The organism is Pseudomonas sp. DE0157, assembly GCF_007678615.1.
GTDB lineage: Bacteria > Pseudomonadota > Gammaproteobacteria > Pseudomonadales > Pseudomonadaceae > Aquipseudomonas > Aquipseudomonas parafulva_B.
In genome coordinates this window covers 425,984-451,023 of the sequence record NZ_VEJN01000001.1, presented here as the reverse complement: position 1 = coordinate 451,023, position 25,040 = coordinate 425,984, and the positions used below count along the sequence as shown (strand labels likewise).

Below are 25,040 nucleotides of genomic sequence, written 5' to 3'. Positions count from 1 at the left end.
GCGCGATGCGCGACACATCCAGTGGTGGCTGTTGGTCTGGAAATGCAAGAAACAAACCAAGGCGCCGAAAAGAGGCAGATTCGACAGGATCCTGTGAGTTTTCGCCCAGATTCGCACCAGAAGACACTGCATTAACGTTTCAGGTGCCTCATTATGGCTTGAATCGCAGTGCGGCCATGGAATTGCTGCACCATTTTGGAGCATAAGGTGTTTAAGACGGATCGCAAAGCTGGCCAGTTGCCCTGATCATGCCCTGCTTCATCAGCGGTGCACTTGGCCGGCTCGCAATAGCGGTGGCCACGCTTCGTGCGCAGGCCTGACCGTCCTGACGCCTGAATGCCGCGAGCTGTTCAAGCAACTGACCTTCTAGCCTGTCCAGCTTCGGGCGAATGACAGTCTGCAGGTCCGCCCGAAGGTTGTCCGGCGCCCGCCCTTCCAGGCGCCATTGGTGAAGCAGGGTGTACTGCACAAGCTTGTTGGCTTCTATCTGGTCGGCAAAAAAGGCTTCGGCATCGTGCGGGGCCAGGCCCAGCCCGGGCGCGGCCACCTGCACGCGCGCCAAGACTGCTTGCTCGCGGTCAGTGGCTTGCACGGGTTGCTCTTTGTCCCATTTGTGCAGGGCAACGGCCTGTGCAATGGCCAGGCGCTGCTCAATGGTATCTAGCAACGGCTCAAGAGCAGGGTGCCGCGGTGAAGCGGCGGTGCAGCCGCTCAAGCTGAACGCGGTGAGCAGGCAAAGCAGTCGATTGCGCATGGGGTGCCTCCTTAGGATGGAGGCTTGATTTTGAGAGGGAAGGGCAACGGATCGAGGTAGGCAACTTCCGAAATGCTTGAAGTCCAAAACGCAAACGGCCTCCCAAGGGAGGCCGTTTCGATCGAGTCATCGGCGCCAGGCGCCGATCAGATCAGCAGCTGTAGTACAGCTCGTATTCAAGCGGGTGAACGAAGGTGCGGACCTTGATTTCTTCTTCGCTCTTGAGCTCGATGAACGCGTCGATGAAGTCGTCGGAGAAGACGCCGCCCTTGGTCAGGAACGCACGACCTTTGTCCAGCTCTTCCAGCGCTTCTTTCAAGCTGCCGCACACCTGCGGGATGTCCTTGGCTTCTTCAGGCGGCAGGTCATACAGGTTTTTGTCGGCTGCATCGCCTGGGTGAATCTTGTTCTGGATGCCGTCCAGGCCAGCCATCAGCAAGGCCGCGAAGGCCAGGTACGGGTTGGCCGATGGGTCCGGGAAGCGCGCTTCGATACGGCGGGCTTTCGGGCTGCCAACATAGGGAATACGGATCGAAGCCGAACGGTTGCGCGCCGAGTAGGCCAGCATTACCGGTGCTTCGAAACCTGGGACCAGACGCTTGTACGAGTTGGTCGACGGGTTGGTGAAGCCGTTCAGAGCCTTACCGTGCTTGATGATGCCGCCGATGAAGTACAGGGCGGTGTCAGACAGGCCGGCATAGCCTTCACCTGCGAAGGTGTTCTTGCCGTCTTTCCAGATCGACATGTGCACGTGCATGCCCGAGCCGTTGTCGCCGTACAGCGGCTTTGGCATGAAGGTCGCGGTGCGGCCGTAGGCGTCGGCAACATTGTGCACGACATACTTAAGAGCCTGGACTTCGTCGGCCTTCTTCACCAGGGTGTTGAACTTGACGCCGATTTCGTTCTGGCCTGCAGTGGCCACTTCGTGGTGGTGCACTTCGACCAGTTGGCCCATTTCTTCCAGTGCGTTGCACATGGCAGTACGGATTTCGTGGTCGTGGTCGAAGGGTGGCACGGGGAAGTAGCCACCTTTGACGCCTGGACGGTGGCCTTTGTTGCCGCCTTCGATATCGGCACCGGTCATCCACGAGCCTTGCTCGGAGAAGATCTTGAACATCGAGCCGGAGATGTCCGACTGGAACTTCACTTCGTCGAAGATGAAGAATTCGGGCTCTGGGCCGGCGAACACGGTGTCACCGATGCCAGTGCTCTTGAGGTATTCCTCTGCGCGCTTGGCGATCGCACGTGGGTCACGGTCGTAGCCCTGCATGCTCGACGGGTCGACGATGTCACAGGTGATGATCAGCGTCGGCTCTTCGGTGAACGGGTCCAGAACGGCAGTTTCGTCCACCGGCATCAGGATCATGTCGGAGGCTTCGATGCCTTTCCAGCCAGCGATGGAGGAGCCGTCGAACATCTTGCCGACTTCGAAGAAGTCTTCGTCCAACGCATCACGCGCCGGCATGGTCACGTGGTGCTGAGTACCTTTGGTGTCCGTGAAACGCAGATCAATCCACTTGACGTCATGATCTTTGATGAGCTGAACCGACTTCGACATGTTGTCCTCCGGATGGTCTAGGGCACGGTTGGCCGCCGCCCTGGAAAAAGGGTGTTGCCGGGCGCGGATAGTCGGCCAAGCTTACCTGCCTCACAAGGGAGCAAATTGCATGCCAGTGCTCGAAAATGGCGAGGTCTGGACAGAAGGAGGCGTTTACGGGCATCTGGCTGGGGCTGCAGATGGAAAAGTGCACCCTTACGATGCGATTTTTTTGAGTTTCGCACCAATAGGGTGCGTCGGGTTGGATGGCTGTGAGCTGGCCATGTTCCAGGTATGGGTTCAACCAGATGCTATGCGCCGTCTACCCCTACCATGCAGATACCTCCTCAAGCCCCAAAGCGCGGTGTCTGAAGGTGGTCTCCTGCATTTTTCTGCAAGCTTCTGCTCAAAAGTTGGTCAAATCCTGAGCAATTTCCGATATAATTCGCGCCCCTTATTTTCGGCAGGCCCTGCGCGCGCTGTAAACCAATGAAACTTATCGTCAAAGTCTTCCCAGAGATCACCATCAAGAGCCGGCCGGTGCGCAAGCGCTTCATCCGTCAGCTCGCCAAGAACATCCGCAACGTGCTCAAGGATCTGGATCCTGAGCTCGTGGTCGATGGTGTCTGGGACAACCTCGAGGTGATCACCCGCATCGAGGACGAGAAGGTTCAGCGCGAGATCGTCGAGCGCCTGACCTGTACGCCGGGTATCACCCACTTCCTGCAGGTCGAGGAGTACCCCCTGGGTGACTTCGACGACATCGTTGCCAAGTGCAAGCAGCACTTCGGTCACCTGCTGGCCGGCAAGCACTTTGCGGTGCGTTGCAAGCGCGGTGGGCACCATGACTTCACGTCGATGGACGTTGATCGCTACGTTGGCAGCCAGTTGCGTCAGCAGTGCGGTGCGGCCGGTATCACGTTGAAGAACCCGGATGTGCTGGTACGCATCGAAATTCGCAACCAGCGCCTGTTCGTGATCCACAACCAGCACCAGGGGATCGGCGGTTACCCGCTTGGCGCCCTGGAGCAGACCTTGGTCCTGATGTCCGGCGGCTTCGACTCTACCGTGGCCGCCTACCAGATGATGCGTCGCGGCCTGATGACGCACTTTTGCTTCTTCAACCTCGGTGGACGTGCCCACGAACTGGGCGTGATGGAAGTGGCACACTTCCTTTGGAAGAAGTACGGCAGCAGCCAGCGCGTACTGTTCATCAGCGTGCCCTTCGAGGAAGTGGTCGGCGAGATCCTCAACAAGGTCGACAACAGCTACATGGGCGTCACTCTCAAGCGCATGATGCTGCGCGCCGCGACGCGCATGGCCGAGCGCCTCGAGATCGATGCGCTGGTGACCGGCGAAGCCATATCCCAGGTGTCCAGCCAGACCCTGCCGAACCTGTCGATCATCGACTCGGCCACCGACAAGCTGGTGCTGCGCCCTCTGCTGGCGACCCACAAGCAGGACATCATCGACCAGGCCAACGCCATCGGGACCGCCGATTTCGCCAAGCACATGCCCGAGTACTGCGGCGTGATTTCGGTGAACCCGACCACCCATGCCAAGCGTCACCGCATGGAGCACGAAGAAAAGCAGTTCGAGATGCAGGTGCTCGAGCGCGCCATTGAGCGCGCCAAGTTCATCTCCATCGACCATGTGATCGATGAGCTGGGCAAGGACATCGAGATCGAAGAAGTGGCCGAGGCATTGCCGGGCCAGATCGTCATCGATATCCGCCACCCCGACGCCCAGGAGGACGAGCCTCTGGCGATCGACGGTATCGAAGTCCAGGCGCTCCCGTTCTATGCCATCAACAGCAAGTTCAAGCACCTGGACCCCACGCGCCAGTACTTGCTGTATTGCGACAAAGGTGTGATGAGCCGTCTGCACGCACACCACCTGCTCAGTGAGGGACATGCCAATGTGCGTGTTTATCGTCCGGCATAAGACGCCAGGGCTGTATGGCGGCAGCATCCGCCATCGCCCTCCCGACCTACGGGCCCGCTGAGCCTCAAACGTACTTATTCGCCGCCTACACTGGCGGCAACCGAATCCTCTGATCGAGATACAGTTGTGATCGAAAATCTGCGTAACATCGCCATCATCGCCCACGTTGACCATGGTAAAACCACCCTGGTCGACAAACTCCTGCGCCAGTCGGGCACGCTCGAGCGTAACGAGCTCAACGACGAGCGCGTGATGGACTCCAACGACCAGGAAAAAGAGCGCGGCATTACCATTCTGGCGAAGAACACCGCCATCAACTGGAACGGCTACCACATCAACATCGTCGACACCCCCGGCCACGCCGACTTCGGTGGCGAGGTTGAGCGTGTGATGTCGATGGTCGACTCCGTGCTGCTGCTGGTCGATGCCCAGGACGGCCCGATGCCACAGACCCGCTTCGTGACCAAGAAGGCGTTCGAAGCTGGCCTCAAGCCAATCGTGGTCATCAACAAGGTCGACCGTCCGGGCGCGCGTCCTGACTGGGTTCTGGACCAGATCTTCGATCTGTTCGACAACCTGGGCGCCACCGATGAGCAGCTGGACTTCAAAGTCGTCTACGCCTCGGCCCTGAACGGCATCGCCGGCCTGGACCACACCGATATGGCCGAAGACATGACCCCGCTGTATCAGTCGATCATCGACAACGTACCTGCGCCTTCGGTTGACCGTGACGGCCCGTTCCAGATGCAAATCTCGGCACTGGACTACAACAGCTTCCTCGGCGTGATCGGCGTTGGCCGCATCGCCCGTGGTCGCGTCAAGCCCAACACCCCGGTTGTCGCCATCGACACCAACGGCAAGAAGCGTAACGGTCGTATCCTGAAGCTGATGGGTCACCACGGTCTGCACCGCGTCGACGTTGAAGAAGCCCAGGCTGGCGACATCGTCTGCATCAGCGGTTTCGACGAGCTGTTCATCTCCGACACCCTGTGTGACCCAACCGCGGTCGAGGCGATGAAGCCACTGACCGTTGACGAGCCAACCGTATCCATGACCTTCCAGGTCAACGATTCGCCGTTCTGCGGCAAGGAAGGCAAGTTCGTCACCAGCCGGAACATCAAGGACCGTCTGGACAAGGAACTGCTGTACAACGTGGCCCTGCGCGTTCAGGAAACCGATTCCCCTGACAAGTTCAAGGTATCGGGCCGTGGCGAGCTGCACCTGTCGGTACTGATCGAAACCATGCGTCGCGAAGGCTTCGAGATGGCTGTGGGCCGTCCGGAAGTGATCATTCGTGAAGTCGACGGCGTCAAGCAAGAGCCGTTCGAAAACGTCACCATCGACATCCCTGAAGAATCCCAGGGCAAGGTCATGGAAGAGATGGGCCTGCGTAAGGGCGACCTGACCAACATGGTTCCGGATGGCAAAGGCCGTGTGCGCCTTGAGTACAACATCCCGGCCCGTGGCCTGATCGGTTTCCGTAACCAGTTCCTGACCCTGACCAACGGTGCAGGCATCCTGACCTCGATCTTCGATCGCTACGACACCATGAAGTCGGGCCAGATGTCCGGCCGTCTGAACGGTGTCCTGGTATCGGTCGAGACCGGCAAGGCCCTGACCTACTCCCTGGAAACCCTGCAGGCGCGCGGCAAGCTGTTCGTCGAGCACGGTCAGGAAATCTACGGTGGTCAGATCATCGGCCTGAACAGCCGCGACAACGACCTGGGCGTGAACCCGACCAAAGGCAAGAAGCTCGACAACATGCGTGCTTCGGGCAAGGACGAAGTCATCGCCCTGGTTCCGCCAGTTCGCCACACCCTGGAACAGGCCCTGGAATTCATCCAGGACGACGAGCTGTGCGAAGTCACGCCTAAGTCGATCCGTCTGCGCAAGAAGATCCTGGACGAAGGCGAGCGTACCCGCGCGGCCAAGAAAGCCAAGAACTGAGTTAGCTCAGGCTCAATGAAAACGCCCCCGGTCGAAAGGCCGGGGGCGTTTTTTTATGTCCAATTCTGAGTCAATGCAAAAATAGGTGTTGCCTTTGATGTCTCGCGTGCGCTGTTCTTTTATCTTTATGCTCAGAAAATACTTATGACAACGGTAGGCGTTTAGGTAGGTGTCAGACCGAAAAATTAGTTTTATGCAGTGGAATACAGAAATCGTTATTAGAACCAAATACTCTATCTCAGCTAGGGTAAGGTAAAGGCAGCCGCTGAGTACCTGCTTCCATGTGTGCGAAAGTCTAGAGGTGTTTTAGCTTACAGTCTCCAATCGCTAATTTGAGATCAGGAGATTGAAATCATGGCGGCATTGAATGTTTGCAAAGATATCTGTGTGATTGATAATGGCATAACGGACGAAGAGCACACGAAAATACTCAAGCTCCTCACTGGCGCAACGTGGCGTTATGGCTGGCCCTATCCTTATGCTCCCCTTGATCGGCCATGTTGGCATAGTTTTATTGCTGGTACTCGCAGGAACGAGTTGGAAGATTGTGAACAAGAATTACGAGAGCGAACAGACTGGGGTTTCCTGGCGGATATCTGGGCGCGTATCAAAGCTGCGCACATGCCCTCGGCGACACTGTTAGGTGTGTACGCCAATGGTCAAGCCAGCAGTCAGGATGGTCCTATTCATCGTGACAATACAGTCGAGGCACCAGGGAAAACCGTAATGCTGTTCTGCAGTGAGTACTGGGCCACTTGCTGGGGCGGGGAGTTGGTGTTCTACGACGCTGACAAAGAAAGTATCGTCCTGTCGATACAGCCCAAGCCGAGGCGGGTTGTCGTTTTCAATGGGGAAGTGCCGCATGCCGCTCGGGCACCTGGTGTGAGTTGTAACCGGCTACGTATGAGCATCGCCTTCAAGACCCTGATAAGGGAGTAGCGAAAGATGGCCAAAACACTAGAAATTATCTTGGGCTACGTTGAGAAACCGGTGGCAGTGGGTGCAGCATCTACTTCCCTGACGGATCAGTACAATAGCGACAAGTCAGGGTTTGCTCTCGTGAACCAGAGTGCCCAGGCTGGCGCTGCGGTCGCAGGTGTAACATCAATTGTGAAACTGACTGCGGGTTTTACGCCCTTTCTCAATATCAAGGCTAATACGCTTGCGGCGACTACAGTATTTCTAAAAATTACTGCTCAGTACAAAACTGACAAGAATTTTGACAAAGGTGACGTCCTGAGCCTTGTTGGGAATGTTGCGGGGATTGTCGGTAGCGTAAGCCTGCTCGCTGGAGCTGGCACTCCCGCAGCCATTTTTACTGCTGTAGGCGTTGGAGCTAATGCGTTGGGGATTCTGAATTCCGATGCGGCAAAAAATTTGTATCACTCTTTAATCGCCCCTGTCCTGCAAAAGCATTTCGTTGCAAACACGAATGCCATCTATCCTGATTATTGGGTGGCTCCGGATTTTGCCCTTGCATCCCTCGCCCAAGTCAGCGCAATCTATGCGGGTCGAGTTGCGGTAGCCCATTGGAATTCGGACACGCAGAGCGTAGTGGCTGGAAGTGATCATTTGCATCTCTATCAAATATCTGCGGGTGGCGGGGGTGGGTATTTTGAGCCGGATGGTGGGGGTGGGCCTATCATATTTCCATTGCCGGAGTACCCTGGGTGGAGTGTTGATATAGGTCCTATAGAAATTGTTCCGCCTGGGGGAGGACTAGGTGGAGTTGATAGATACCATTGAAGTGCTTCAATAGTCTGTTTGTTAAGCGTAATGGGAGGAGCGTGTGCATTCTTTTTCCGGTTTCGTTAAACTGCTCAAGTCGTCCTCTCCATTAAAGTGCGCCCAATTGCTCACGGTTGTTGTGGTTACGATGCTGGCAGGTGTTGCGCTTTATTTAAGTCAATTGATGGTTTATACAGCTCCAGATGCGTCTAGATTGATGGTCATAGAGGGAAGGGTGTCCGGTTATCCGGACAGCTGGGAGCATAATCGTTCGCTGGTGCATTTTGGCGTAGCGTACAAACTGGATGGGAAGCGTGAGGGTAAACCTATCTATACCTATCGGGAGCTGTATGAGGCGTCGAGGCTTCGTATCAACACAAAAGTTGTTCTCACGGTAGAGCGTGTGGATGAAGGCAGCAGGGTGCGTGAACTTGCCACATTGGACGGACGAATACTCTACGACGATCGGCTTGGTCAACAGGTCGTGCTTTGGAATAACGAATCGATTCGATCCACGGTAATTTTGGGTTGCTTGGCATCAATAGGAACTGCCGTAGCTGCGGTCGTCATGCTTGCACGTCATCAGCGCGGGATGGGCCTTCAGAGTTGACTTGGATTCTGGGCCATTTTCGCTCCTCCTGCAGGTGTAATGAAAACGCCCCCGTTCGAAAGACCGGGGGCATTTTGTTTGTCCAGTTTCAAGTCAACCCGTGGATAACATGCCGAGGCATGAGTGGCCATTTCCCTCTATTCGACGTTTTGAAGGTGCTTCAGGTTTCAATAGCTATTCGCGGACTTCACGACTAAGACTGGTGTCATGGCAGTGAAAATATCCTGATTGAGGCGTAACAAAAGATGGCCGCAACGCTGGAAATTATCATGGGTTACATCACGTCGGCGGCGGAGCTGCTACCTCCCTGGTTGTCAATCACGACAGCGAAAAGCTGAGGCTCGCGCTGGTCGATCAAAACGCCCAGGCCGAATCCACAGTCAGCAGTGGAAACCTGTGGGGGCAGGCTTACGGTGAGAGGTCGGCGTATGCAACGGATTACCGCCCAACCACCTTCGGCTTGTACGCACAATACCCCGGCCGTGGCCCGACCTTCGGATGGTTGCGGCAGGTGTCGGGGCGCTTGTCATAAATGGTGCACAGCCGGCTCTTACGATCCAGATACATGCAATCGTCGTTGCTCATGCGCGTCAGGGTGAAGATGCCTGACTTCTGGTTGAAGCGCTCGATGATGCCTTCTTTCTGCAAGCGCTTGGCCACGTTCTTGGGCGGCTCGTCTTTTTCGAATTCATCCACCACGCCGATGCGGATCAGGTCCTTGATCTTGACCTCCACCGGCAAGGTGCAGCAAGTTGAGTGGCAGCCGCCGCACATGTGGCTGGCATAGCGCTGCCAAGTCTCCAGGCGGTCGACTTCGGCAGCGGCGATCAGGGTCGTTTTCATCGTTTTATGAGGTGGATCACGGTGTAGGGCGCGCGATGATACCGGAATTGTTCAATTTATGAACAATTTTATGACCGGTTGCACGCTGCCGCGCAAATACTCGAACACTGGTGATTGCGGCCGGTCGAAGCGTCTAGGCTCAACATTTGCTTTCTGCTCTTGTCCACTTGCCCCGAGGATGACGCATGTCCCAGGAACCCAAAGCGCGTGACGCTGAAGTCGCGGATTTTCGCGCCGCAGTGCTGGATAAACTTACCTATGCCGTCGGCAAGGACCCGGAGCATGCTTTCGATCATGACTGGTTCGAAGCCATCGCCCTGGCCGCGCGCGACCATATGGTCGATCACTGGATGGACCATACCCGGCAATCCTACCGACGCAGCCAGAAGCGGGTGTACTACCTCTCCTTGGAGTTCCTGATCGGTCGCCTGCTGTATGACAGCCTGAGCAACCTGGGCCTGCTGGACATCGCGCGCGAAGCGCTGGACGGCCTGGATGTGGACCTGGAGCGCATTCGCCTGCTCGAGCCCGACGCGGCGTTGGGCAACGGCGGCCTGGGCCGGCTGGCGGCATGCTTCATGGAAAGCATGTCGACGCTGGGCATTGCTGCGCATGGCTACGGCATCCGCTACGAGCACGGCCTGTTCCGGCAGGCGATGGTGGACGGCTGGCAGCAGGAACAGACGGAAAACTGGCTGGATTTCGGTAACCCATGGGAATTCGAGCGGGCCGAAGTCATCTACCCCATCAGTTTTGGTGGCAGCGTCGAAACGGTCAGCGACACGCATGGCAACCAGCGCCAGGTGTGGTCACCCAGCGAAACCGTCCGGGCGGTGGCGTATGACACGCCGGTGGTCGGCTGGCGAGGCTCCAGCGTCAATACCTTGCGCCTGTGGCGTGCACGGGCGCTGGAAGAGCTGCACCTGGAGCGCTTCAACGCAGGTGACCACCTGGGCGCCGTTGCCGAGGTAGCGCGCGCCGAAAGCATCTCCCGCGTGCTGTACCCGGCCGACAGTACCGAGGCTGGCCAAGAGCTGCGCCTGCGGCAGGAATACTTCTTCGTGTCGGCATCGCTGCAAGACCTGCTGCGCCGGCACCTGAACATGCACGACAACTTGCTCAACCTGCCCGATGCGGCGGCCATTCAGCTCAACGATACCCACCCCTCCATCGCCGTGGCCGAGCTGATGCGGTTGCTGGTCGATGAACATCAAATCCCCTGGGATACCGCCTGGGAACTGACCGTGGGTACCTTGGCCTACACCAACCACACCTTGCTGCCCGAGGCCCTGGAAACCTGGCCGGTGGCATTGATGGAACGCATGCTGCCAAGGCACATGCAGATCATCTACCTGATCAACGCCTACCACATCGACTCGTTGCGGGCCAAAGGCATGCACGACTTCGACGTGCTGCGTGCCGTGTCCTTGATCGAAGAAGACAACGGCCGGCGGGTGCGCATGGGCAACCTGGCCTTCCTGGGCTCGCACAGCGTCAATGGCGTGTCGGCCCTACACAGCCAATTGATGAAAAGCACGGTCTTTTCCGAGTTGCACAAGCTGTACCCGCAGCGAATCAACAACAAGACCAACGGCATCACCTTCCGCCGCTGGCTCTACCAGTCCAACCCCCAGCTGACCGGCATGCTGGTGGAGGCATTGGGCCCGGAACTTCTGGACGATCCTGAGCGGCTGTTGACCGGGCTGGCTCCGTTCGCCGACAAAGCCAGTTTCTGCAAGCAGTTCGCGGCGCAGCGGCTGCACAGCAAGCGTGCATTGGCGAGCATCATCCAGGACCGGGTGGGCGTTACGGTGAACCCGGAGGCGATGTTCGACGTGCAGGTCAAGCGCATCCACGAGTACAAGCGGCAATTGCTCAACCTTCTGCACACCGTCGCGTTGTACCAGGCCATTCGCCACGACCCGGGTACGCACTGGGTACCGCGGGTCAAGATCTTCGCGGGCAAAGCGGCGGCCAGCTACCATCAGGCCAAGCTCATCATCAAGCTGACCAACGACATCGCGCGCGTGGTCAACAACGATCCCACCGTGCGCGGCCTGCTCAAGGTGGTGTTCCTGCCCAATTACAACGTCAGCCTAGCCGAAAGCATTATCCCGGCCGCGGACCTTTCCGAGCAGATATCCACTGCCGGTTACGAGGCCTCGGGTACTAGCAACATGAAGTTCGGCCTCAATGGCGCCCTGACCATCGGCACCCTCGATGGCGCGAACGTGGAGATGAGTGAGCAGGTCGGCCCCGACAACATGTTCATCTTCGGGTTGACGGCGCAGCAGGTCGAGGCGCGCAAGCGCGCTGGCGATTTTGGTGCCTCTGCTGCCATCGCGGCCTCCGGGCGCTTGAACGATGTGTTGCAGGCCATTCGCAGTGGCGTGTTCTCCTCGGACGACCCTTCGCGTTACACCGGTCTGATCGATGGCCTGATTGGCTACGACCGCTTCATGGTCTGCGCCGACTTCGATGCCTATTGGGATGCTCAGCAACGGGTGGAAGACCTGTGGCACCAGCCGCAGCAGTGGTGGCGCATGGCTGTGCTGAACACGGCACGCATGGGCTGGTTCTCGTCGGACAGGACCATCCGCGAGTACGCGACCGAGATCTGGAAGGCACTGGACTGACACAGGGACGGCCAGGGGGGCACCGCTCTGGCTCGTCAGCGTTGCCATCTGTAGCGAGCACAGGCTGGCCGGCGCCAGGATGGGGCCGGCAGCCCGGTGCCCGACCGTCGGCCTGGCGAGCGCTGAACTCCCGATCCATTGTGCCGTCTGACAGCCGTGGCGAGTCTCATCGCTCGCTAGCCCGCCGCTCTCCCTGTAAACTGCGTGGGTTTTCCATCCCCAATCCTGTTGGAGCCATACATGTCCCGCGTTACCCTTAGTCGCTATCTGATTGAGCAGACCCGCAGCAACAATACCCCTGCCGATCTGCGCTTCCTGATCGAAGTGGTGGCGCGTGCGTGCAAGGAAATCAGCCACCACGTGTCCAAGGGCGCCCTTGGCGGCGTGCTGGGCAGCATGGGCACCGAAAACGTCCAGGGCGAAGTTCAGAAGAAGCTGGACGTGATCTCCAATGACATCCTGCTCGAAGCCAACGAGTGGGGCGGTCATCTGGCCGGCATGGCGTCCGAAGAAATGGACAATGCCTACCAGATTCCGGGTCGCTACCCCAAAGGTGCCTACCTGCTGGTCTTCGACCCGCTGGACGGCTCCTCCAACATTGATGTCAACGTGTCGGTCGGCACCATCTTCTCGGTACTGCGTTGCCCCAACGAGTACCTGAGCCAGAACGAAACCCTGAACGAAAATGCCTTCCTGCAGCCGGGTACCGAGCAGGTGGCGGCCGGCTATGCCATCTATGGCCCGCAAACCATGCTGATCCTGACCCTGGGCAACGGCGTCAAGGGCTTCACCCTGGATCGCGAATTGGGCAGCTTCGTGCTGACTCACGAGAACATCAGTATTCCGGAAACCACCGCCGAATTCGCCATCAACATGTCCAACCAGCGTCACTGGGAAGCCCCGGTACAGCGCTACGTGGGCGAGTTGCTGGCAGGCGAGACCGGCCCGCTGAAAAAGAACTACAACATGCGTTGGATCGCCTCGATGGTGGCCGACGTACACCGTATTCTGACCCGTGGCGGCCTGTTCATGTACCCGCGCGATGCCCGTGAGCCGAGCAAGCCGGGCAAGCTGCGCCTGATGTATGAGGCCAACCCGATGTCGTTCATCATCGAACAGGCCGGTGGCGCGTCCACCAACGGTTACGACCGCATCCTCGACATTCAGCCAGAAAGCCTGCACCAGCGCGTGTCGGTGATCCTGGGCTCGAAGGAAGAGGTCGAGCGCGTCACCGCCTACCACAAGGAGTAAGTCATGCTCGCACCTTGGCAGCCTTTGCTGGAATGGTGGTTCGGTTGGGGCACCAGTGCCCAGGCCGTGGCTGACGAGAAGAGCGCCCAATGGTTCGGCAAGCATCACGACGCCGAGGCTCAGGCGCTGTTCGGTGAGCTTGTAGAACAGGCGTTGGCTGGCGGGCTAGACGAGTGGCAGCAAAGCCCTCAGGGCTGGCTCGGGCTTCTGCTTCTGCTCGATCAGTTGCCACGCATGATCTACCGCGACACGCCGCGTGCGTTCGAAGGTGATCGGCGTGCGCAAGTGGTTGCCCTGCAAGGGTTGCAGAAGGACTGGGATTACCAGTTGCTCCCGATCCAGCGGGTATTCGTGCTGCTGGTGCTCGAACATGCCGAAGTGCTGGACTGGCAGAACATGTCCGTCGAGCGCTACCAGGTGCTGCTCGATGAGCAGCCTGAAGCCAACCGTCGGTTGTTCGAAGGTTTTCTGGATTATGCCCAGCAGCACCAGCGGGTGATCGAGCGGTTCGGCCGGTTCCCGCACCGCAACCTGGTGTTGGACAGGCCAAGTACCAGTGAAGAAATGGACTTTCTGCTCGAGCCCGGTTCCAGGTTCTGAAGCGGCGTTGTGCGTCCAATGCCTGAGGCCGCCCTTCATGGGCTAATGCGATTGACTTGAAACCGTTGGGGCCGCTGTGCGGCCCATCGCGGCCGGTCCGGCGCCCCGGCGAGGCCGCTCCTACACCAACCACGTAGCGCCTGAATTGACGGGTTCGCAGCTGGGGCCGCTTTACGGCCAGTCTGGCATACCGGTAAAGCCGGTCCCGCCACGTTCTGCGGCCTCGCCTATTCAGGCATCACGCGGTCAGTGTAGGAGCGGCCTCGCCGGGGCGCCGGACCGGCCGCGATGGGCCGCACAGCGGCCCCAGTGGTGTCCGCTATTTCAGGCCCAGCCCAAGCATATAAAGCCCCATACAGAACACACCCATCCCCCGGCGGCTCATTCGAATAAGCCGTTTTCCCGATCAGCGGTAGCAGTCATGGGCAGGCCCACCAGGGAACCTGGGAGGCATTTTCCCGTCGAAGGGCACTGCAGGCCACTCGCCTGCTCCCTCGTTCAGGAGTGTCTTCATGTCGTTGCGTTCCCTCGCCCTGTTGTCGCTGTGTGTCGTGCTTGTCGCCTGCAGCAAGATCAATCAGGAAAACTATTCCAAACTCAAGGCTGGCATGAGCAAGGCCGACGTCGAGCAATTGCTCGGCACGCCAACCGAGTGCTCGGGCGCTTTGGGCATGAGCAGTTGCACGTGGGGGGACGAACGTAGCTTCATCAGCGTGCAGTACGCGTCGAACAAAGTCTTGATGTATTCCGGGCAGGGCCTCAAATGAGGGCTGTCGGTCTGCTGTTGGGCCTGTGCCTAACCCTCTTGCTCGGCGGGTGCGCGGGGTCGATGAATGACCCGCTTGCACCGAAGACCGCAGGGCAGGTTGATCTCAAGCGTTATCAGGGCAAGTGGTACGAGCTTGCACGCTTGCCCATGCGCTATCAGGCCGGCTGCGAACAGTCCGAGGCGCATTACAACCTACGGCCCGACGGGTCGTTCGGTCTGCTGAACCGCTGCCGCACCCTGGGTGACGAGTGGTTGCGTGCCGAGGGCCGCGCCTATATCGAGGCGCCAGGTCATACCGACAGGCTGTGGGTCGAGTTCGATAACTGGTTCACACGGCTGGTCCCGGGCGTTGCCAGGGGCGAATACTGGATCTTGTACGTGGACGAGCGGTACCGCACCGCGGTCGTCGGCAGCCCGGACCGCAAATACTTGTGGATTCTGTCACGCACGCCCAGCTTGCCGGCCTGGGAGCGCGAGCACTTGCTGGCCAAGGCTCGCCAGCAGGGCTACGACACCAGCCGGTTGATTTGGCGAGCTTCCGATCAGCAGATCATCAAGATGCACTGAGGACGTTGCAGGCGTGGTGGGCCGAAAGGAACGTCAAGCCTACCGGGTTCTCCTGTACTGCCTCAGCTTGAATCGCGGTCGCCACTACGCGGCCTCGATCCCTTCATCCCAAAAGCTGCCGCAGCACCTGAGCGAATGCCGCCCGGCTTTGCTCCTCTTGCAGATGATGGCCTTGGCGTACCACCCACTGTCCATTGACCATCACGTCGCGCACCTGCCGATCGCCGCCGGCAAACAGCCATCGATTGAGAATGCCGTCGCCATCGGTTGTGGCGATGTAGGGGTCCTGATCATCAAGCACCAGCCAGTCGGCGCGCTTGCCTACAGCCAGTTCGCCAATGGGCTGGCCCAGCGCCTGTGCACCCCCTGCCCACGCAGCGTCAAGCAAGGTGCGCCCGACCATGGGTTGATCGTGGCGATGCAAGCGGTTGCGCCTTTGGTCGCGCAGGCGTTGGCCGTATTCCAGCCAGCGCAGCTCTTCGACCACGCTTAGCGAGACATGGCTGTCCGAACCAATCCCCAGGCGCCCGCCCTGCGCAAGGTAATCCGCAGCCGGGAAAATGCCGTCGCCCAGGTTGGCTTCGGTCGTCAGGCACAATCCCGCCACGGCGCCGCTGCGGGCCATGGCTGTCACTTCGTCGGGCTGGGCGTGGGTGGCGTGTACCAGGCACCAGCGCTCATCCACGGCCACGTGTTCATACAGCCATTGCAAGGGCCGCAGACCGCTCCAGGCCAGGCAGTCATCGACTTCCCGTTGCTGCTCGGCAATATGAATGTGCACCGGGCATTGATCGTCACTGGCTGCCAACACCTCGGCGATTTGCCCAGGCGTCACAGCCCGCAGCGAGTGAAAGCACAAGCCCAGCCTCTGCGCCGGTTGCGCGGCCACCAGCGGCGCCAGTCGCGCCTGCAGTTGCAGGTAGTGGTCGGTGGACTGGATGAACCGGCGTTGGCCAGCGCTTGGCGTCTGGCCGCCAAAGCCTGCATGGCTATAAAGCACCGGCAGCAGGGTCAGGCCGATACCGCTCTGCGCGGCCGCTGCGCTGATCCGGCGAGACAACTCGGTCGGGTCTGCATACGCATTACCTGCCTGGTCGTGGTGCACGTAATGGAACTCCGCCACCGCGGTATAGCCCGCTTTGAGCATCTCGATGTAGAGCTGGCGGGCGATGACCTGCAACTGCTCAGCTGTGATCTGCCCGACCAGGCGGTACATGAGGTCGCGCCAGGTCCAGAAGCTGTCACTGGGGTCGCCGGCGACTTCGGCAAGCCCGGCCATGGCGCGCTGGAACGCATGGGAATGCACATTCGGCATACCGGGCAGTACGGGGCCCGCCAGATGCTCTGCGCCGTCGGCGCAAGCGTCGGCTTCAACCCGCGTCAGGTACCCGTCCACGCCGACGTCGAAGCGCACATCGCGGGCCCACCCTGAGGGCAACAAGGCACGTTGGGCAAAATAGGCGGGCATTACGGGCTCCTGTTTTTGTTAGGTTGTATATACATATACAGGCGTTTGCCTGCCGGGTAAACTCCGGCAAGCTAATGCTCATTTCTTATGCACAAGGATTCCTGGCCGTGCCGACACCTCCTGTCAACGCGCTGGTTGCCCCCATGGGCGAGGGCCCGGCGCCGCTGTACGCGCGGGTCAAACAGATGATCAAGCAGCACATTGATGACGGTAGCTGGCCGCCGCATCACCGTGTGCCATCGGAAAGCGAACTGGTCAGCCAACTGGGCTTCAGCCGCATGACCATCAATCGTGCCCTGCGCGAGCTCACAGCCGAAGGGCTGTTGGTGCGCATGCAAGGTGTCGGCACCTTCGTAGCCGAACCCAAAGGCCGCTCTGCGCTGTTCGAAGTAAACAACATCGCCGATGAAATCGCCGCGCGTGGGCATCGGCATAGTTGTCAGGTCGTGGTGCTTGCCGAGGAAGCGGCAGGTTCCGAGCGAGCGCTGGCCTTGAACATGCGCGAAGGCCAGCGGGTATTTCATTCGCTGATCGTGCATTTCGAGAACGATACCCCGGTGCAGATCGAGGATCGCTACGTCAACGCGGCCGTGGCGCCCGAATATCTGCTGCAGGACTTCACCCGTCAAACGCCTTATGCCTATCTGTCCCAGGTAGCCCCACTGACAGAGGGTGAGCATGTGGTCGAGGCGATCCTGGCAGAGCCCGAGGAGTGCCAACTCCTGCAAATCGAACGCGGCGAGCCATGCCTGCTCATCCGCCGCCGTACCTGGTCCGGGCGCCAGCCGGTCACGGCCGCGCGGCTGATTCACCCCGGATCGCGCCACCGCCTGGAAGGACGTTTTGGCAAATGAGCCGAGTGCATGTATTGCAGGCGCGGGGCTACCCGCGCATGGCCTGGAAAAACGGCGGCGGCTTCACCGAGGAAATCGCCCGTGACCAAGGCCAGGGCCTGGACGGTTTTGGCTGGCGACTGTCGATTGCCGATATCCAGGCGTCGGGTGCTTTTTCGAGCTTCGCCGGCTACCAGCGGTTCATCACCGTGCTGCAGGGCGATGGCATGCAACTGTTGGTAGACGGCCAACTCAGCCGGCCGTTGCTGCCCTTCGACGGGTTTGCATTCGACGGGGCAAGCGAGGTCGATTGCCAACTGATCGGCGGGCCGATTCGTGATTTCAACCTCATCTATGCACCGCAGCGCTATCGGGCACGCTTGCAATGGCTGGAAGGTTTCAATCGTGTGCACACCTCGGCTTCGACCGTGCTGCTGTTTGCCGGCAGCCAAGCGGTAGACGTTAAGGCGGGGCAACAGGCCCTGCAATTGGAGCAGCATGACTGCCTGCAACTGGAAGGCAACGAAGCGTTGCTGGCGTTGGACGTACAGGGGCGGTGCTGCCTGATCGAACTCGATCCCCGTTGAGCTGACCCTGGGCTGGCATCGCTTGCAGCGACACGGTTTGAGAATTTCACTTGTCCATGCTTGTACATACAAGTAAAGATGTGTTTGTATTGCTCCACGACATATCTGCTGCAGCCGACCGCAAAGGACATTCCCGTGACCGACAACAACAAATACCGTGACGTTGAAATCCGTGCCCCGCGTGGCAATACGCTCACTGCCAAAAGCTGGCTGACCGAAGCGCCACTGCGCATGTTGATGAACAACCTCGACCCGCAGGTCGCCGAAAACCCCAAGGAGCTGGTGGTGTACGGTGGCATCGGCCGGGCCGCGCGCAACTGGGACTGCTACGACAAGATCGTCGAAACCCTGACCCGTCTGGAAGACGACGAAACCTTGCTGGTCCAGTCCGGCAAGCCGGTCGGCGTGTTCAAGACCCACAGCAACGCCCCACGCGTGCTGATTGCCAACTCGAACCTGGTCCCTCACTGGGCCAGCTGGGAGCACTTCAACGAACTCGACGCCAAGGGCCTGGCCATGTACGGCCAGATGACCGCGGGCAGCTGGATCTACATCGGTAGCCAGGGCATCGTACAAGGCACTTACGAAACCTTCGTCGAGGCGGGTCGCCAGCACTATGGCGGCAGCCTGAAGGGCAAGTGGGTGCTGACCGCAGGCTTGGGCGGCATGGGTGGGGCCCAGCCATTGGCCGCGACCCTGGCCGGGGCTTGCTCGCTGAACATCGAGTGCCAGCAAAGCCGTATCGATTTCCGCCTGCAAACCCGCTATGTCGATGAGCAGGCCACGGACCTGGACGACGCGCTGGCGCGCATCGCCCGCTACACCGCCGAAGGCAAGGCCATTTCCATTGCCTTGCATGGCAACGCGGCCGAAGTGTTGCCTGAGTTGGTCAGGCGCGGGGTGCGGCCAGACATGGTCACCGACCAGACCAGCGCGCATGACCCGCTCAACGGCTACCTACCTGCCGGCTGGACCTGGGAGCAGTACCGCGACCGCGCCCAGACCGACCCGGTAGCCGTGGTCAAGGCGGCCAAGCAATCGATGGCCGTGCATGTGCAGGCCATGCTCGATTTTCAGCAGCAGGGCGTCCCCACTTTCGACTACGGCAACAACATCCGCCAGATGGCCAAGGAAGAGGGTGTGGCCAACGCGTTCGATTTCCCAGGTTTCGTGCCGGCTTACATTCGCCCACTGTTCTGCCGCGGCATCGGCCCCTTCCGCTGGGCAGCGTTGTCGGGCGATGCCGAAGACATCTACAAGACCGATGCCAAGGTCAAGGAACTGATCCCCGATGACGCCCACCTGCACCGCTGGCTGGACATGGCCCGCGAGCGCATCAGTTTCCAGGGCTTGCCGGCCCGCATCTGCTGGGTAGGGCTGGGGCTGCGGGCCAAGCTGGGCCTGGCGTTCAACGAAATGGTGCGCAGTGGTGAGCTGTCGGCACCGATCGTGATCGGACGCGACCACCTCGATTCGGGTTCGGTAGCCAGCCCCAACCGCGAAACCGAGGCCATGCGCGATGGCTCCGACGCGGTCTCCGATTGGCCATTGCTCAATGCCCTGCTCAATACCGCCAGCGGTGCCACCTGGGTGTCGCTGCACCATGGCGGCGGTGTCGGCATGGGCTTCTCCCAGCATTCGGGCATGGTCATCGTCTGTGATGGCAGCGACGAGGCGGCCGCCCGTATCGCTCGCGTGCTGGCCAATGATCCAGGCACCGGTGTCATGCGTCACGCCGATGCCGGTTACGCTATCGCCATTGAGTGCGCGCAAGCGCAGGGGCTGGACCTGCCGATGATCACCGGCTGATCACTGTCCTCTGCAATGCCCCACAAGGTGATACTCAACAACAAGAAGAGGCGGGCTGGCGCTGCCTGCCATGCCTCGCGAACTGGAGTAGCAACGTGACCGAACTTACCCTCAAGCCCGGCTGCCTGACCCTGGCGCAACTGCGCACTGTGCATGCAGGCCCAGTAAGGCTTCAGCTCGACGCCAGCGCCGGCCTGGCCATCGATGCCAGCGTGGCCTGCGTCGAACAGATCATCGCGCAGGACCGTACCGCCTATGGCATCAACACAGGTTTCGGGCTGCTGGCATCGACCCGCATCGCCAGCCACGACCTGGAAAACCTGCAGCGTTCGCTGGTGCTGTCCCATGCTGCCGGGATCGGCGCGCCCCTCGATGACGCTTTGGTCCGATTGATCATGGTGCTGAAGATCAACAGCCTGAGCCGCGGCTTTTCCGGTATTCGCCGCAAGGTCATCGACGCGCTGATCGCGCTGGTCAACGCCGAGGTCTATCCTCACATCCCCCTCAAAGGCTCGGTCGGCGCTTCCGGTGATCTCGCGCCGCTGGCCCACATGTCCCTGGTACTGCTGGGGGAGGGCAAGACGCGCTATAAGGGCCAGTGGCTTGCGGCTACCGAGGCCCTGGCCATCGCTGGCCTTGAGCCGTTGACCCTGGCCGCCAAAGAGGGGCTCGCCCTGCTCAATGGCACCCAGGCCTCCACGGCCTATGCCCTGCGCGGGCTATTCCATGGCGAGGACCTGTTCGCCGCCGCGGTCACCTGCGGCGCGCTCAGCGTGGAAGCCGCCCTTGGTTCGCGCTCGCCCTTCGATGCCCGTATCCATGAAGTGCGCGGCCAGCGCGGGCAGATCGACACCGCTGCCTGCTTCCGGGACCTGCTGGGGGACACCAGCGAGGTATCGCTCTCGCACCAGAACTGCGACAAGGTCCAGGATCCTTACTCGCTGCGCTGCCAACCACAAGTGATGGGCGCCTGCCTCACCCAACTGCGCCAGGCTGCCGAGGTGCTCGGCGTCGAGGCCAATGCTGTGTCGGACAACCCTTTGGTGTTCGCCGCCGAAGGCGACGTGGTTTCAGGGGGTAATTTCCATGCCGAGCCGGTGGCGATGGCCGCCGACAACATCGCCTTGGCCATCGCCGAAATGGGCTCGTTGAGCGAGCGCCGCATCTCGCTGATGATGGACAAGCACATGTCCCAACTGCCGCCTTTCCTGGTAGAAAACGGTGGGGTCAACTCCGGCTTCATGATTGCCCAGGTCACCGCCGCTGCCCTGGCAAGCGAGAACAAGGCCCTGTCGCATCCCCACAGCGTCGACAGCCTGCCGACCTCCGCCAACCAGGAGGACCATGTGTCAATGGCTCCGGCTGCCGGCAAACGTCTATGGGAAATGGCCGAAAATACCCGGGGCGTGCTGGCGATCGAATGGTTGGGCGCCTGCCAGGGCCTGGATCTGCGCAAAGGGCTCAAGACCTCCGCCAAGCTTGAGCAAGCACGCCAGGCGTTGCGCTGTGAAGTGCCGCACTACGACCGCGACCGGTTCTTTGCACCGGACATCGAAAAGGCCGTGCACCTGCTGGCCGAAGGCAGCCTGACCGCGCTGTTGCCAGCGGGCGTGCTCCCTAGTCTGTAATGCCCTTGGGGGCCTTTGGTGGCGGCCCCCGGATCTCACGACCACAAAAACAATTCAAGGACGTGACATGCAACCTGCACAAGGTCTAAAGCGCGGGCTGACTGCCCGCCACATTCGTTTCATGGCCCTCGGCTCGGCTATCGGTACCGGCCTGTTCTATGGCTCGGCCTCGGCCATCCAGATGGCCGGCCCGGCGGTATTGCTGGCTTACCTGATTGGCGGCGCAGCGGTATTCATGGTCATGCGGGCATTGGGCGAGATGGCCGTACACAACCCCGTAGCCGGGTCGTTCGGTCACTATGCCAGCACCTACCTGAGCCCCATGGCCGGCTTCATCCTCGGCTGGACCTACGCGTTCGAGATGGTCATCGTCGCCATTGCCGACGTGACGGCGTTCGGTATCTACATGGGCTTCTGGTTCCCGGAGGTCGCCCGCTGGACATGGGTGCTGGGCATAGTCTTGTTCATCGGCGCGCTCAACCTGTGCAACGTCAAGGTGTTCGGCGAGCTGGAATTCTGGCTGTCCTTGCTCAAGGTGGGGGCGATCGTGGCCATGATCCTGGCGGGCCTGGGCATCATGGCGTTCGGCTTCAGCCAGGTGGGCAGCGGGCAGGCCGTGGGCCTGGGCAACCTGTTCGACCATGGTGGTTTCATGCCTAACGGTGTCGCCGGGCTGATCGCCTCGTTCGCAGTGGTGATGTTCGCCTTCGGCGGCATCGAGATCATCGGGGTGACCGCAGGCGAGGCCAAGGATCCGCAACGGGTGATTCCCAAGGCGATCAACGCCGTGCCCCTGCGCATCCTGCTGTTCTATGTACTCACCCTGTTCGTGTTGATGTGCCTGTACCCCTGGCCGCAGATTGGCAGCCAGGGCAGCCCCTTCGTGCAGATCTTCAGCAACCTGGGGATCGGCTCTGCGGCTGCGGTGCTGAACGTGGTGGTGATCTCCGCAGCCGTTTCGGCCATCAACAGCGATATCTTCGGTGCGGGCCGCATGATGTATGGTCTGGCCCAGCAGGGGCATGCCCCCAAGGGCTTCAGTCGGCTGTCCAGGCATGGCGTGCCGTGGATGACGGTACTGGTCATGGGGGCAGCGCTGCTGGTTGGCGTACTGCTCAATTACCTGATCCCCGAAAACGTGTTTCTGCTGATCGCCTCGATCGCCACCTTCGCCACCGTCTGGGTCTGGCTGATGATCCTCATCACTCAAGTGGCGATGCGGCGCAGCATGAGCCGTGAGCAGATGGCCGAGCTCAAGTTCCCGGTACCGTTCTGGCCCTGGGGGCCGGCGTTGGCCATTGCCTTCATGGTCTTTGTCTTCGGTGTGCTTGGCTATTTCCCCGACACCCAGGCGGCGTTGCTGGTCGGCATGGTCTGGCTGGTCTTTCTGGTGGCGTCCTACCTGCTGTGGTGCAAGCCGCGGACAGGACAGGGCGCGCCAGTGGCCGAAGCCGCCGAGCTGCATCGCTAGCAAAGGAGAACCTGCATGAAAACCCTCTGGCAGCACTGCCATGTGGCAACCATGGCCGAAGGCCGTTATTCGATCATCGAAGACGCCGCCATCGTGACCGGTGGTGGGCGAATCCTGTGGATCGGCCCACGTGCCGACTGGGCAGTCGAAGGGGCCGAGCAGACGGTGGACCTGGGTGGTGCCTGGGTAACGCCCGGGCTGATCGATTGCCACACGCACGCGGTATTCGGCGGCAACCGCAGCGGCGAGTTCGAACAGCGGCTGCAAGGTGTGAGCTATGCCGAGATCGCCGCGCAGGGCGGGGGCATTGCCAGTACCGTGAGGGCCACCCGCGCCGCCAGTGAAGACATGCTGTTCGCCAGCGCCCAGCAGCGCGTCCAGGCGTTGATGCGCGATGGCGTGACCACCCTGGAGATCAAGTCCGGTTACGGCCTGGACCTGGCCAACGAGCGCAAGATGCTGCGTGTAGCCCGACGTCTGGGTGACGAGCTGGGTATCACGGTTCGGGCCACGTGTCTGGCAGCCCACGCCTTACCGCCGGAATACGCCGAACGCAGCGACGACTACATTGCCCACATCTGCAATGACATGCTGCCGGCATTGGCAGCAGAAGGGCTGGTGGATGCGGTGGATGCCTTCTGCGAACACCTGGCCTTCTCACCCGCACAGGTTGAACGCTTGTTCATCAAGGCGCAGCAATTGGGTTTGCCGGTCAAGCTGCACGCGGAACAATTGTCCTCCTTGCACGGCTCCAGCCTGGCTGCCCGCTACCAGGCACTGTCGGCCGATCACCTGGAATTCATGACAGAAGAAGATGCCATGGCCATGGCAGCGGCTGGCACCGTGGCCGTCTTGTTGCCCGGCGCGTTCTACTTTCTGCGCGAAACCCAGCTTCCGCCAATGGACGCCCTGCGCCGGCACGGCGTGAAAGTCGCCCTGGCCAGCGACCTGAACCCGGGCACTTCGCCGGGCCTGTCGCTGCGGCTAATGCTGAACATGGGCTGCACCCTGATGCGCATGACGCCTGAAGAAGCCCTTGCCGGTGTCACCACCCATGCGGCGCACGCGCTGGGCATGGGAAGCAGCCATGGCACCCTTGAAACGGGCAAGGCTGCGGACTTCGTTGCCTGGCAAATAGAACGCCCTGCCGACCTGGCCTATTGGCTTGGCGGCGACCTGCCCAAGCGCGTGGTGCGCGGCGGCCATGAACGTGATATCTGAGCGAGGCGAGATGGACAAGGTACTGAGCTTTCACCAGGGCCAATTGCCGCTGTTGATCAGCATTCCCCATGCGGGCCTGAAGCTGACCCCGGCAGTGGCCGATGGCCTGGTCGACCAGGCGCGCAGCCTGCCCGATACGGACTGGCACATTCCCCGTCTGTACGATTTCGCCCAGGCGCTGGGCGCCAGCGTACTGACGGCCGAGTATTCGCGTTTCGTCATCGACCTCAACCGCCCGGAGGACGATAAGCCGCTGTATGCAGGGGCCACCACCGGGCTCTATCCGGACACCCTCTTTGAGGGTGAACCTTTGTTCAAGGAGGGGCTGGCGCCAAGCCCGGCAGAGCGCAAGCACTACCTTGAGCACATCTGGCACCCTTATCACAGGGCAATCAGGCATGAGCTGGCACGCTTGCGTGAGACGTTTGGCTATGTCTTGCTCTGGGACGCCCACTCCATCCGCTCGCACATTCCTCGGCTGTTCGACGGCAAGCTGCCGGACTTCAACCTCGGGACCTTCAACGATGCGAGTTGCGACCCGAGCCTGGCCCAGCGGCTGACGCACGTCTGCCAACAGGCACAAGGTTACGATCATGTGCTCAATGGGCGCTTCAAGGGCGGGCACATCACCCGTCACTACGGCAACCCAGCCGCTCACGTTCACGCCGTCCAACTGGAGCTCGCGCAAAGCACCTACATGCAAGAGCGTGAACCTTTTACCTACCGTGAAGACTTGGCACGCCCAACCCAGGCGGTGCTCAAGCAGCTGCTGGAGGCGCTGCTGGCATGGGGCCAGGCGCGTTATCGCAACTGAAGCCAGTCGGCCAGGCAGCGCGC

Annotated in this window: 21 protein-coding genes; 17 read left to right on the top strand and 4 right to left on the bottom strand. The window is 60.4% G+C overall.

The annotated features are described in order from the left end of the window. Window positions 1-211: 211 nt before the first annotated feature. Window positions 212-754 (bottom strand): chorismate mutase, encoded by a 543-nt coding sequence (locus tag FS777_RS01980; RefSeq protein ID WP_058639154.1) that lies wholly within the window; start codon window positions 752-754, stop codon window positions 212-214. Between the two features lie 151 nt (window positions 755-905). After that, window positions 906-2,312, bottom strand: coding sequence for a type I glutamate--ammonia ligase (gene glnA / locus FS777_RS01975; RefSeq protein ID WP_023532915.1), 1,407 nt, complete (start codon window positions 2,310-2,312; stop codon window positions 906-908). Window positions 2,313-2,780: 468 nt separating this feature from the next. Between glnA and thiI the strand changes: the two genes are divergently transcribed. The 5 genes from thiI (at window position 2,781) to FS777_RS01950 (ending at window position 8,520) form a co-directional block, all read left to right on the top strand. Then, window positions 2,781-4,235 carry a tRNA uracil 4-sulfurtransferase ThiI gene (gene thiI, locus FS777_RS01970; RefSeq protein WP_058639153.1) on the top strand — a complete coding sequence of 485 codons (1,455 nt, stop codon included), beginning with the start codon at window positions 2,781-2,783 and terminating at the stop codon, window positions 4,233-4,235. A gap of 126 nt (window positions 4,236-4,361) precedes the next feature. Continuing rightward, complete coding sequence (typA, locus tag FS777_RS01965; RefSeq protein WP_023532979.1) at window positions 4,362-6,182, top strand: translational GTPase TypA; 1,821 nt, start codon at window positions 4,362-4,364, stop codon at window positions 6,180-6,182. Between the two features lie 354 nt (window positions 6,183-6,536). Continuing rightward, a complete protein-coding gene (locus tag FS777_RS01960; RefSeq protein WP_145253770.1) occupies window positions 6,537-7,121 on the top strand; it encodes a 2OG-Fe(II) oxygenase in 585 nt (194 codons plus the stop codon). Window positions 7,122-7,127: 6 nt separating this feature from the next. Beyond that, window positions 7,128-7,928, top strand: a complete 801-nt coding sequence (locus FS777_RS01955; RefSeq protein ID WP_058639152.1) for a hypothetical protein — start codon at window positions 7,128-7,130, stop codon at window positions 7,926-7,928. A gap of 43 nt (window positions 7,929-7,971) precedes the next feature. Continuing rightward, on the top strand, window positions 7,972-8,520 hold the full coding sequence (locus FS777_RS01950; RefSeq protein WP_078477856.1) for a hypothetical protein: 549 nt from the start codon (window positions 7,972-7,974) through the stop codon (window positions 8,518-8,520). Window positions 8,521-8,958: 438 nt separating this feature from the next. On the opposite strand, the gene FS777_RS01945 is transcribed toward FS777_RS01950, so the two are convergent. Further along, window positions 8,959-9,363, bottom strand: a complete 405-nt coding sequence (locus tag FS777_RS01945) for a YkgJ family cysteine cluster protein (protein ID WP_016712459.1) — start codon at window positions 9,361-9,363, stop codon at window positions 8,959-8,961. Window positions 9,364-9,548: 185 nt separating this feature from the next. Between FS777_RS01945 and FS777_RS01940 the strand changes: the two genes are divergently transcribed. The 5 genes from FS777_RS01940 (at window position 9,549) to FS777_RS01920 (ending at window position 15,186) form a co-directional block, all read left to right on the top strand. After that, the gene (locus FS777_RS01940; RefSeq protein WP_145253767.1) at window positions 9,549-11,999 is read left to right on the top strand and encodes a glycogen/starch/alpha-glucan phosphorylase; all 2,451 of its coding nucleotides are present in this window, start codon (window positions 9,549-9,551) and stop codon (window positions 11,997-11,999) included. A 240-nt stretch (window positions 12,000-12,239) separates the two neighbouring features. Then, window positions 12,240-13,250 (top strand): class 1 fructose-bisphosphatase, encoded by a 1,011-nt coding sequence (locus FS777_RS01935; RefSeq protein WP_023532920.1) that lies wholly within the window; start codon window positions 12,240-12,242, stop codon window positions 13,248-13,250. Between the two features lie 3 nt (window positions 13,251-13,253). After that, window positions 13,254-13,850, top strand: a complete 597-nt coding sequence (locus FS777_RS01930; protein ID WP_023533038.1) for a DUF924 family protein — start codon at window positions 13,254-13,256, stop codon at window positions 13,848-13,850. Between the two features lie 512 nt (window positions 13,851-14,362). Further along, entirely contained in the window at window positions 14,363-14,617 is a 255-nt protein-coding gene (gene bamE / locus FS777_RS01925; protein ID WP_058604263.1) for an outer membrane protein assembly factor BamE, read from the top strand. After that, window positions 14,614-15,186 carry a lipocalin family protein gene (locus tag FS777_RS01920; RefSeq protein ID WP_145253764.1) on the top strand — a complete coding sequence of 191 codons (573 nt, stop codon included), beginning with the start codon at window positions 14,614-14,616 and terminating at the stop codon, window positions 15,184-15,186. The genes bamE and FS777_RS01920 overlap by 4 nt, the downstream gene beginning before the upstream one ends. 103 nt (window positions 15,187-15,289) lie before the next feature. Here the strand turns inward: FS777_RS01920 and FS777_RS01915 are convergent, their stop codons facing one another. Next, window positions 15,290-16,654 carry a formimidoylglutamate deiminase gene (locus FS777_RS01915; RefSeq protein ID WP_145253761.1) on the bottom strand — a complete coding sequence of 455 codons (1,365 nt, stop codon included), beginning with the start codon at window positions 16,652-16,654 and terminating at the stop codon, window positions 15,290-15,292. 143 nt (window positions 16,655-16,797) lie between these two features. Here FS777_RS01915 and hutC point away from each other — a divergent pair, with 143 nt between their 5' ends. The 7 genes from hutC (at window position 16,798) to hutG (ending at window position 25,017) form a co-directional block, all read left to right on the top strand. Further along, window positions 16,798-17,508: a histidine utilization repressor gene (gene hutC / locus FS777_RS01910; protein WP_173645899.1), complete on the top strand. Its 711-nt coding sequence runs from the start codon at window positions 16,798-16,800 to the stop codon at window positions 17,506-17,508. Next, complete coding sequence (locus FS777_RS01905; RefSeq protein WP_145253758.1) at window positions 17,505-18,074, top strand: HutD family protein; 570 nt, start codon at window positions 17,505-17,507, stop codon at window positions 18,072-18,074. The genes hutC and FS777_RS01905 overlap by 4 nt, the downstream gene beginning before the upstream one ends. A gap of 135 nt (window positions 18,075-18,209) precedes the next feature. Then, window positions 18,210-19,883: a urocanate hydratase gene (gene hutU, locus FS777_RS01900; protein ID WP_058604267.1), complete on the top strand. Its 1,674-nt coding sequence runs from the start codon at window positions 18,210-18,212 to the stop codon at window positions 19,881-19,883. 95 nt (window positions 19,884-19,978) lie between these two features. Continuing rightward, on the top strand, window positions 19,979-21,511 hold the full coding sequence (hutH, locus tag FS777_RS01895; protein WP_145253755.1) for a histidine ammonia-lyase: 1,533 nt from the start codon (window positions 19,979-19,981) through the stop codon (window positions 21,509-21,511). A gap of 67 nt (window positions 21,512-21,578) precedes the next feature. Beyond that, complete coding sequence (locus FS777_RS01890) at window positions 21,579-22,982, top strand: amino acid permease (RefSeq protein ID WP_145253752.1); 1,404 nt, start codon at window positions 21,579-21,581, stop codon at window positions 22,980-22,982. A gap of 15 nt (window positions 22,983-22,997) precedes the next feature. Further along, on the top strand, window positions 22,998-24,203 hold the full coding sequence (gene hutI, locus FS777_RS01885; protein ID WP_145253749.1) for an imidazolonepropionase: 1,206 nt from the start codon (window positions 22,998-23,000) through the stop codon (window positions 24,201-24,203). A gap of 10 nt (window positions 24,204-24,213) precedes the next feature. Next, window positions 24,214-25,017: an N-formylglutamate deformylase gene (gene hutG / locus FS777_RS01880; RefSeq protein ID WP_058639865.1), complete on the top strand. Its 804-nt coding sequence runs from the start codon at window positions 24,214-24,216 to the stop codon at window positions 25,015-25,017. The last annotated feature ends 23 nt before the right edge of the window (window positions 25,018-25,040 follow it).

Bases quoted from the DNA above. Each gene is read 5' to 3' on its own strand.
- FS777_RS01980 (WP_058639154.1), bottom strand. From the start codon at position 754: ATGCGCAATCGACTGCTTTGCCTGCTCACCGCGTTCAGCTTGAGCGGC.
- glnA (WP_023532915.1), bottom strand. From the start codon at position 2,312: ATGTCGAAGTCGGTTCAGCTCATCAAAGATCATGACGTCAAGTGGATT.
- thiI (WP_058639153.1), top strand. From the start codon at position 2,781: ATGAAACTTATCGTCAAAGTCTTCCCAGAGATCACCATCAAGAGCCGG.
- FS777_RS01960 (WP_145253770.1), top strand. From the start codon at position 6,537: ATGGCGGCATTGAATGTTTGCAAAGATATCTGTGTGATTGATAATGGC.
- FS777_RS01955 (WP_058639152.1), top strand. From the start codon at position 7,128: ATGGCCAAAACACTAGAAATTATCTTGGGCTACGTTGAGAAACCGGTG.
- FS777_RS01945 (WP_016712459.1), bottom strand. From the start codon at position 9,363: ATGAAAACGACCCTGATCGCCGCTGCCGAAGTCGACCGCCTGGAGACT.
- FS777_RS01940 (WP_145253767.1), top strand. From the start codon at position 9,549: ATGTCCCAGGAACCCAAAGCGCGTGACGCTGAAGTCGCGGATTTTCGC.
- FS777_RS01935 (WP_023532920.1), top strand. From the start codon at position 12,240: ATGTCCCGCGTTACCCTTAGTCGCTATCTGATTGAGCAGACCCGCAGC.
- FS777_RS01930 (WP_023533038.1), top strand. From the start codon at position 13,254: ATGCTCGCACCTTGGCAGCCTTTGCTGGAATGGTGGTTCGGTTGGGGC.
- bamE (WP_058604263.1), top strand. From the start codon at position 14,363: ATGTCGTTGCGTTCCCTCGCCCTGTTGTCGCTGTGTGTCGTGCTTGTC.
- FS777_RS01920 (WP_145253764.1), top strand. From the start codon at position 14,614: ATGAGGGCTGTCGGTCTGCTGTTGGGCCTGTGCCTAACCCTCTTGCTC.
- FS777_RS01915 (WP_145253761.1), bottom strand. From the start codon at position 16,654: ATGCCCGCCTATTTTGCCCAACGTGCCTTGTTGCCCTCAGGGTGGGCC.
- hutC (WP_173645899.1), top strand. From the start codon at position 16,798: ATGGGCGAGGGCCCGGCGCCGCTGTACGCGCGGGTCAAACAGATGATC.
- FS777_RS01905 (WP_145253758.1), top strand. From the start codon at position 17,505: ATGAGCCGAGTGCATGTATTGCAGGCGCGGGGCTACCCGCGCATGGCC.
- FS777_RS01890 (WP_145253752.1), top strand. From the start codon at position 21,579: ATGCAACCTGCACAAGGTCTAAAGCGCGGGCTGACTGCCCGCCACATT.
- hutI (WP_145253749.1), top strand. From the start codon at position 22,998: ATGAAAACCCTCTGGCAGCACTGCCATGTGGCAACCATGGCCGAAGGC.
- hutG (WP_058639865.1), top strand. From the start codon at position 24,214: ATGGACAAGGTACTGAGCTTTCACCAGGGCCAATTGCCGCTGTTGATC.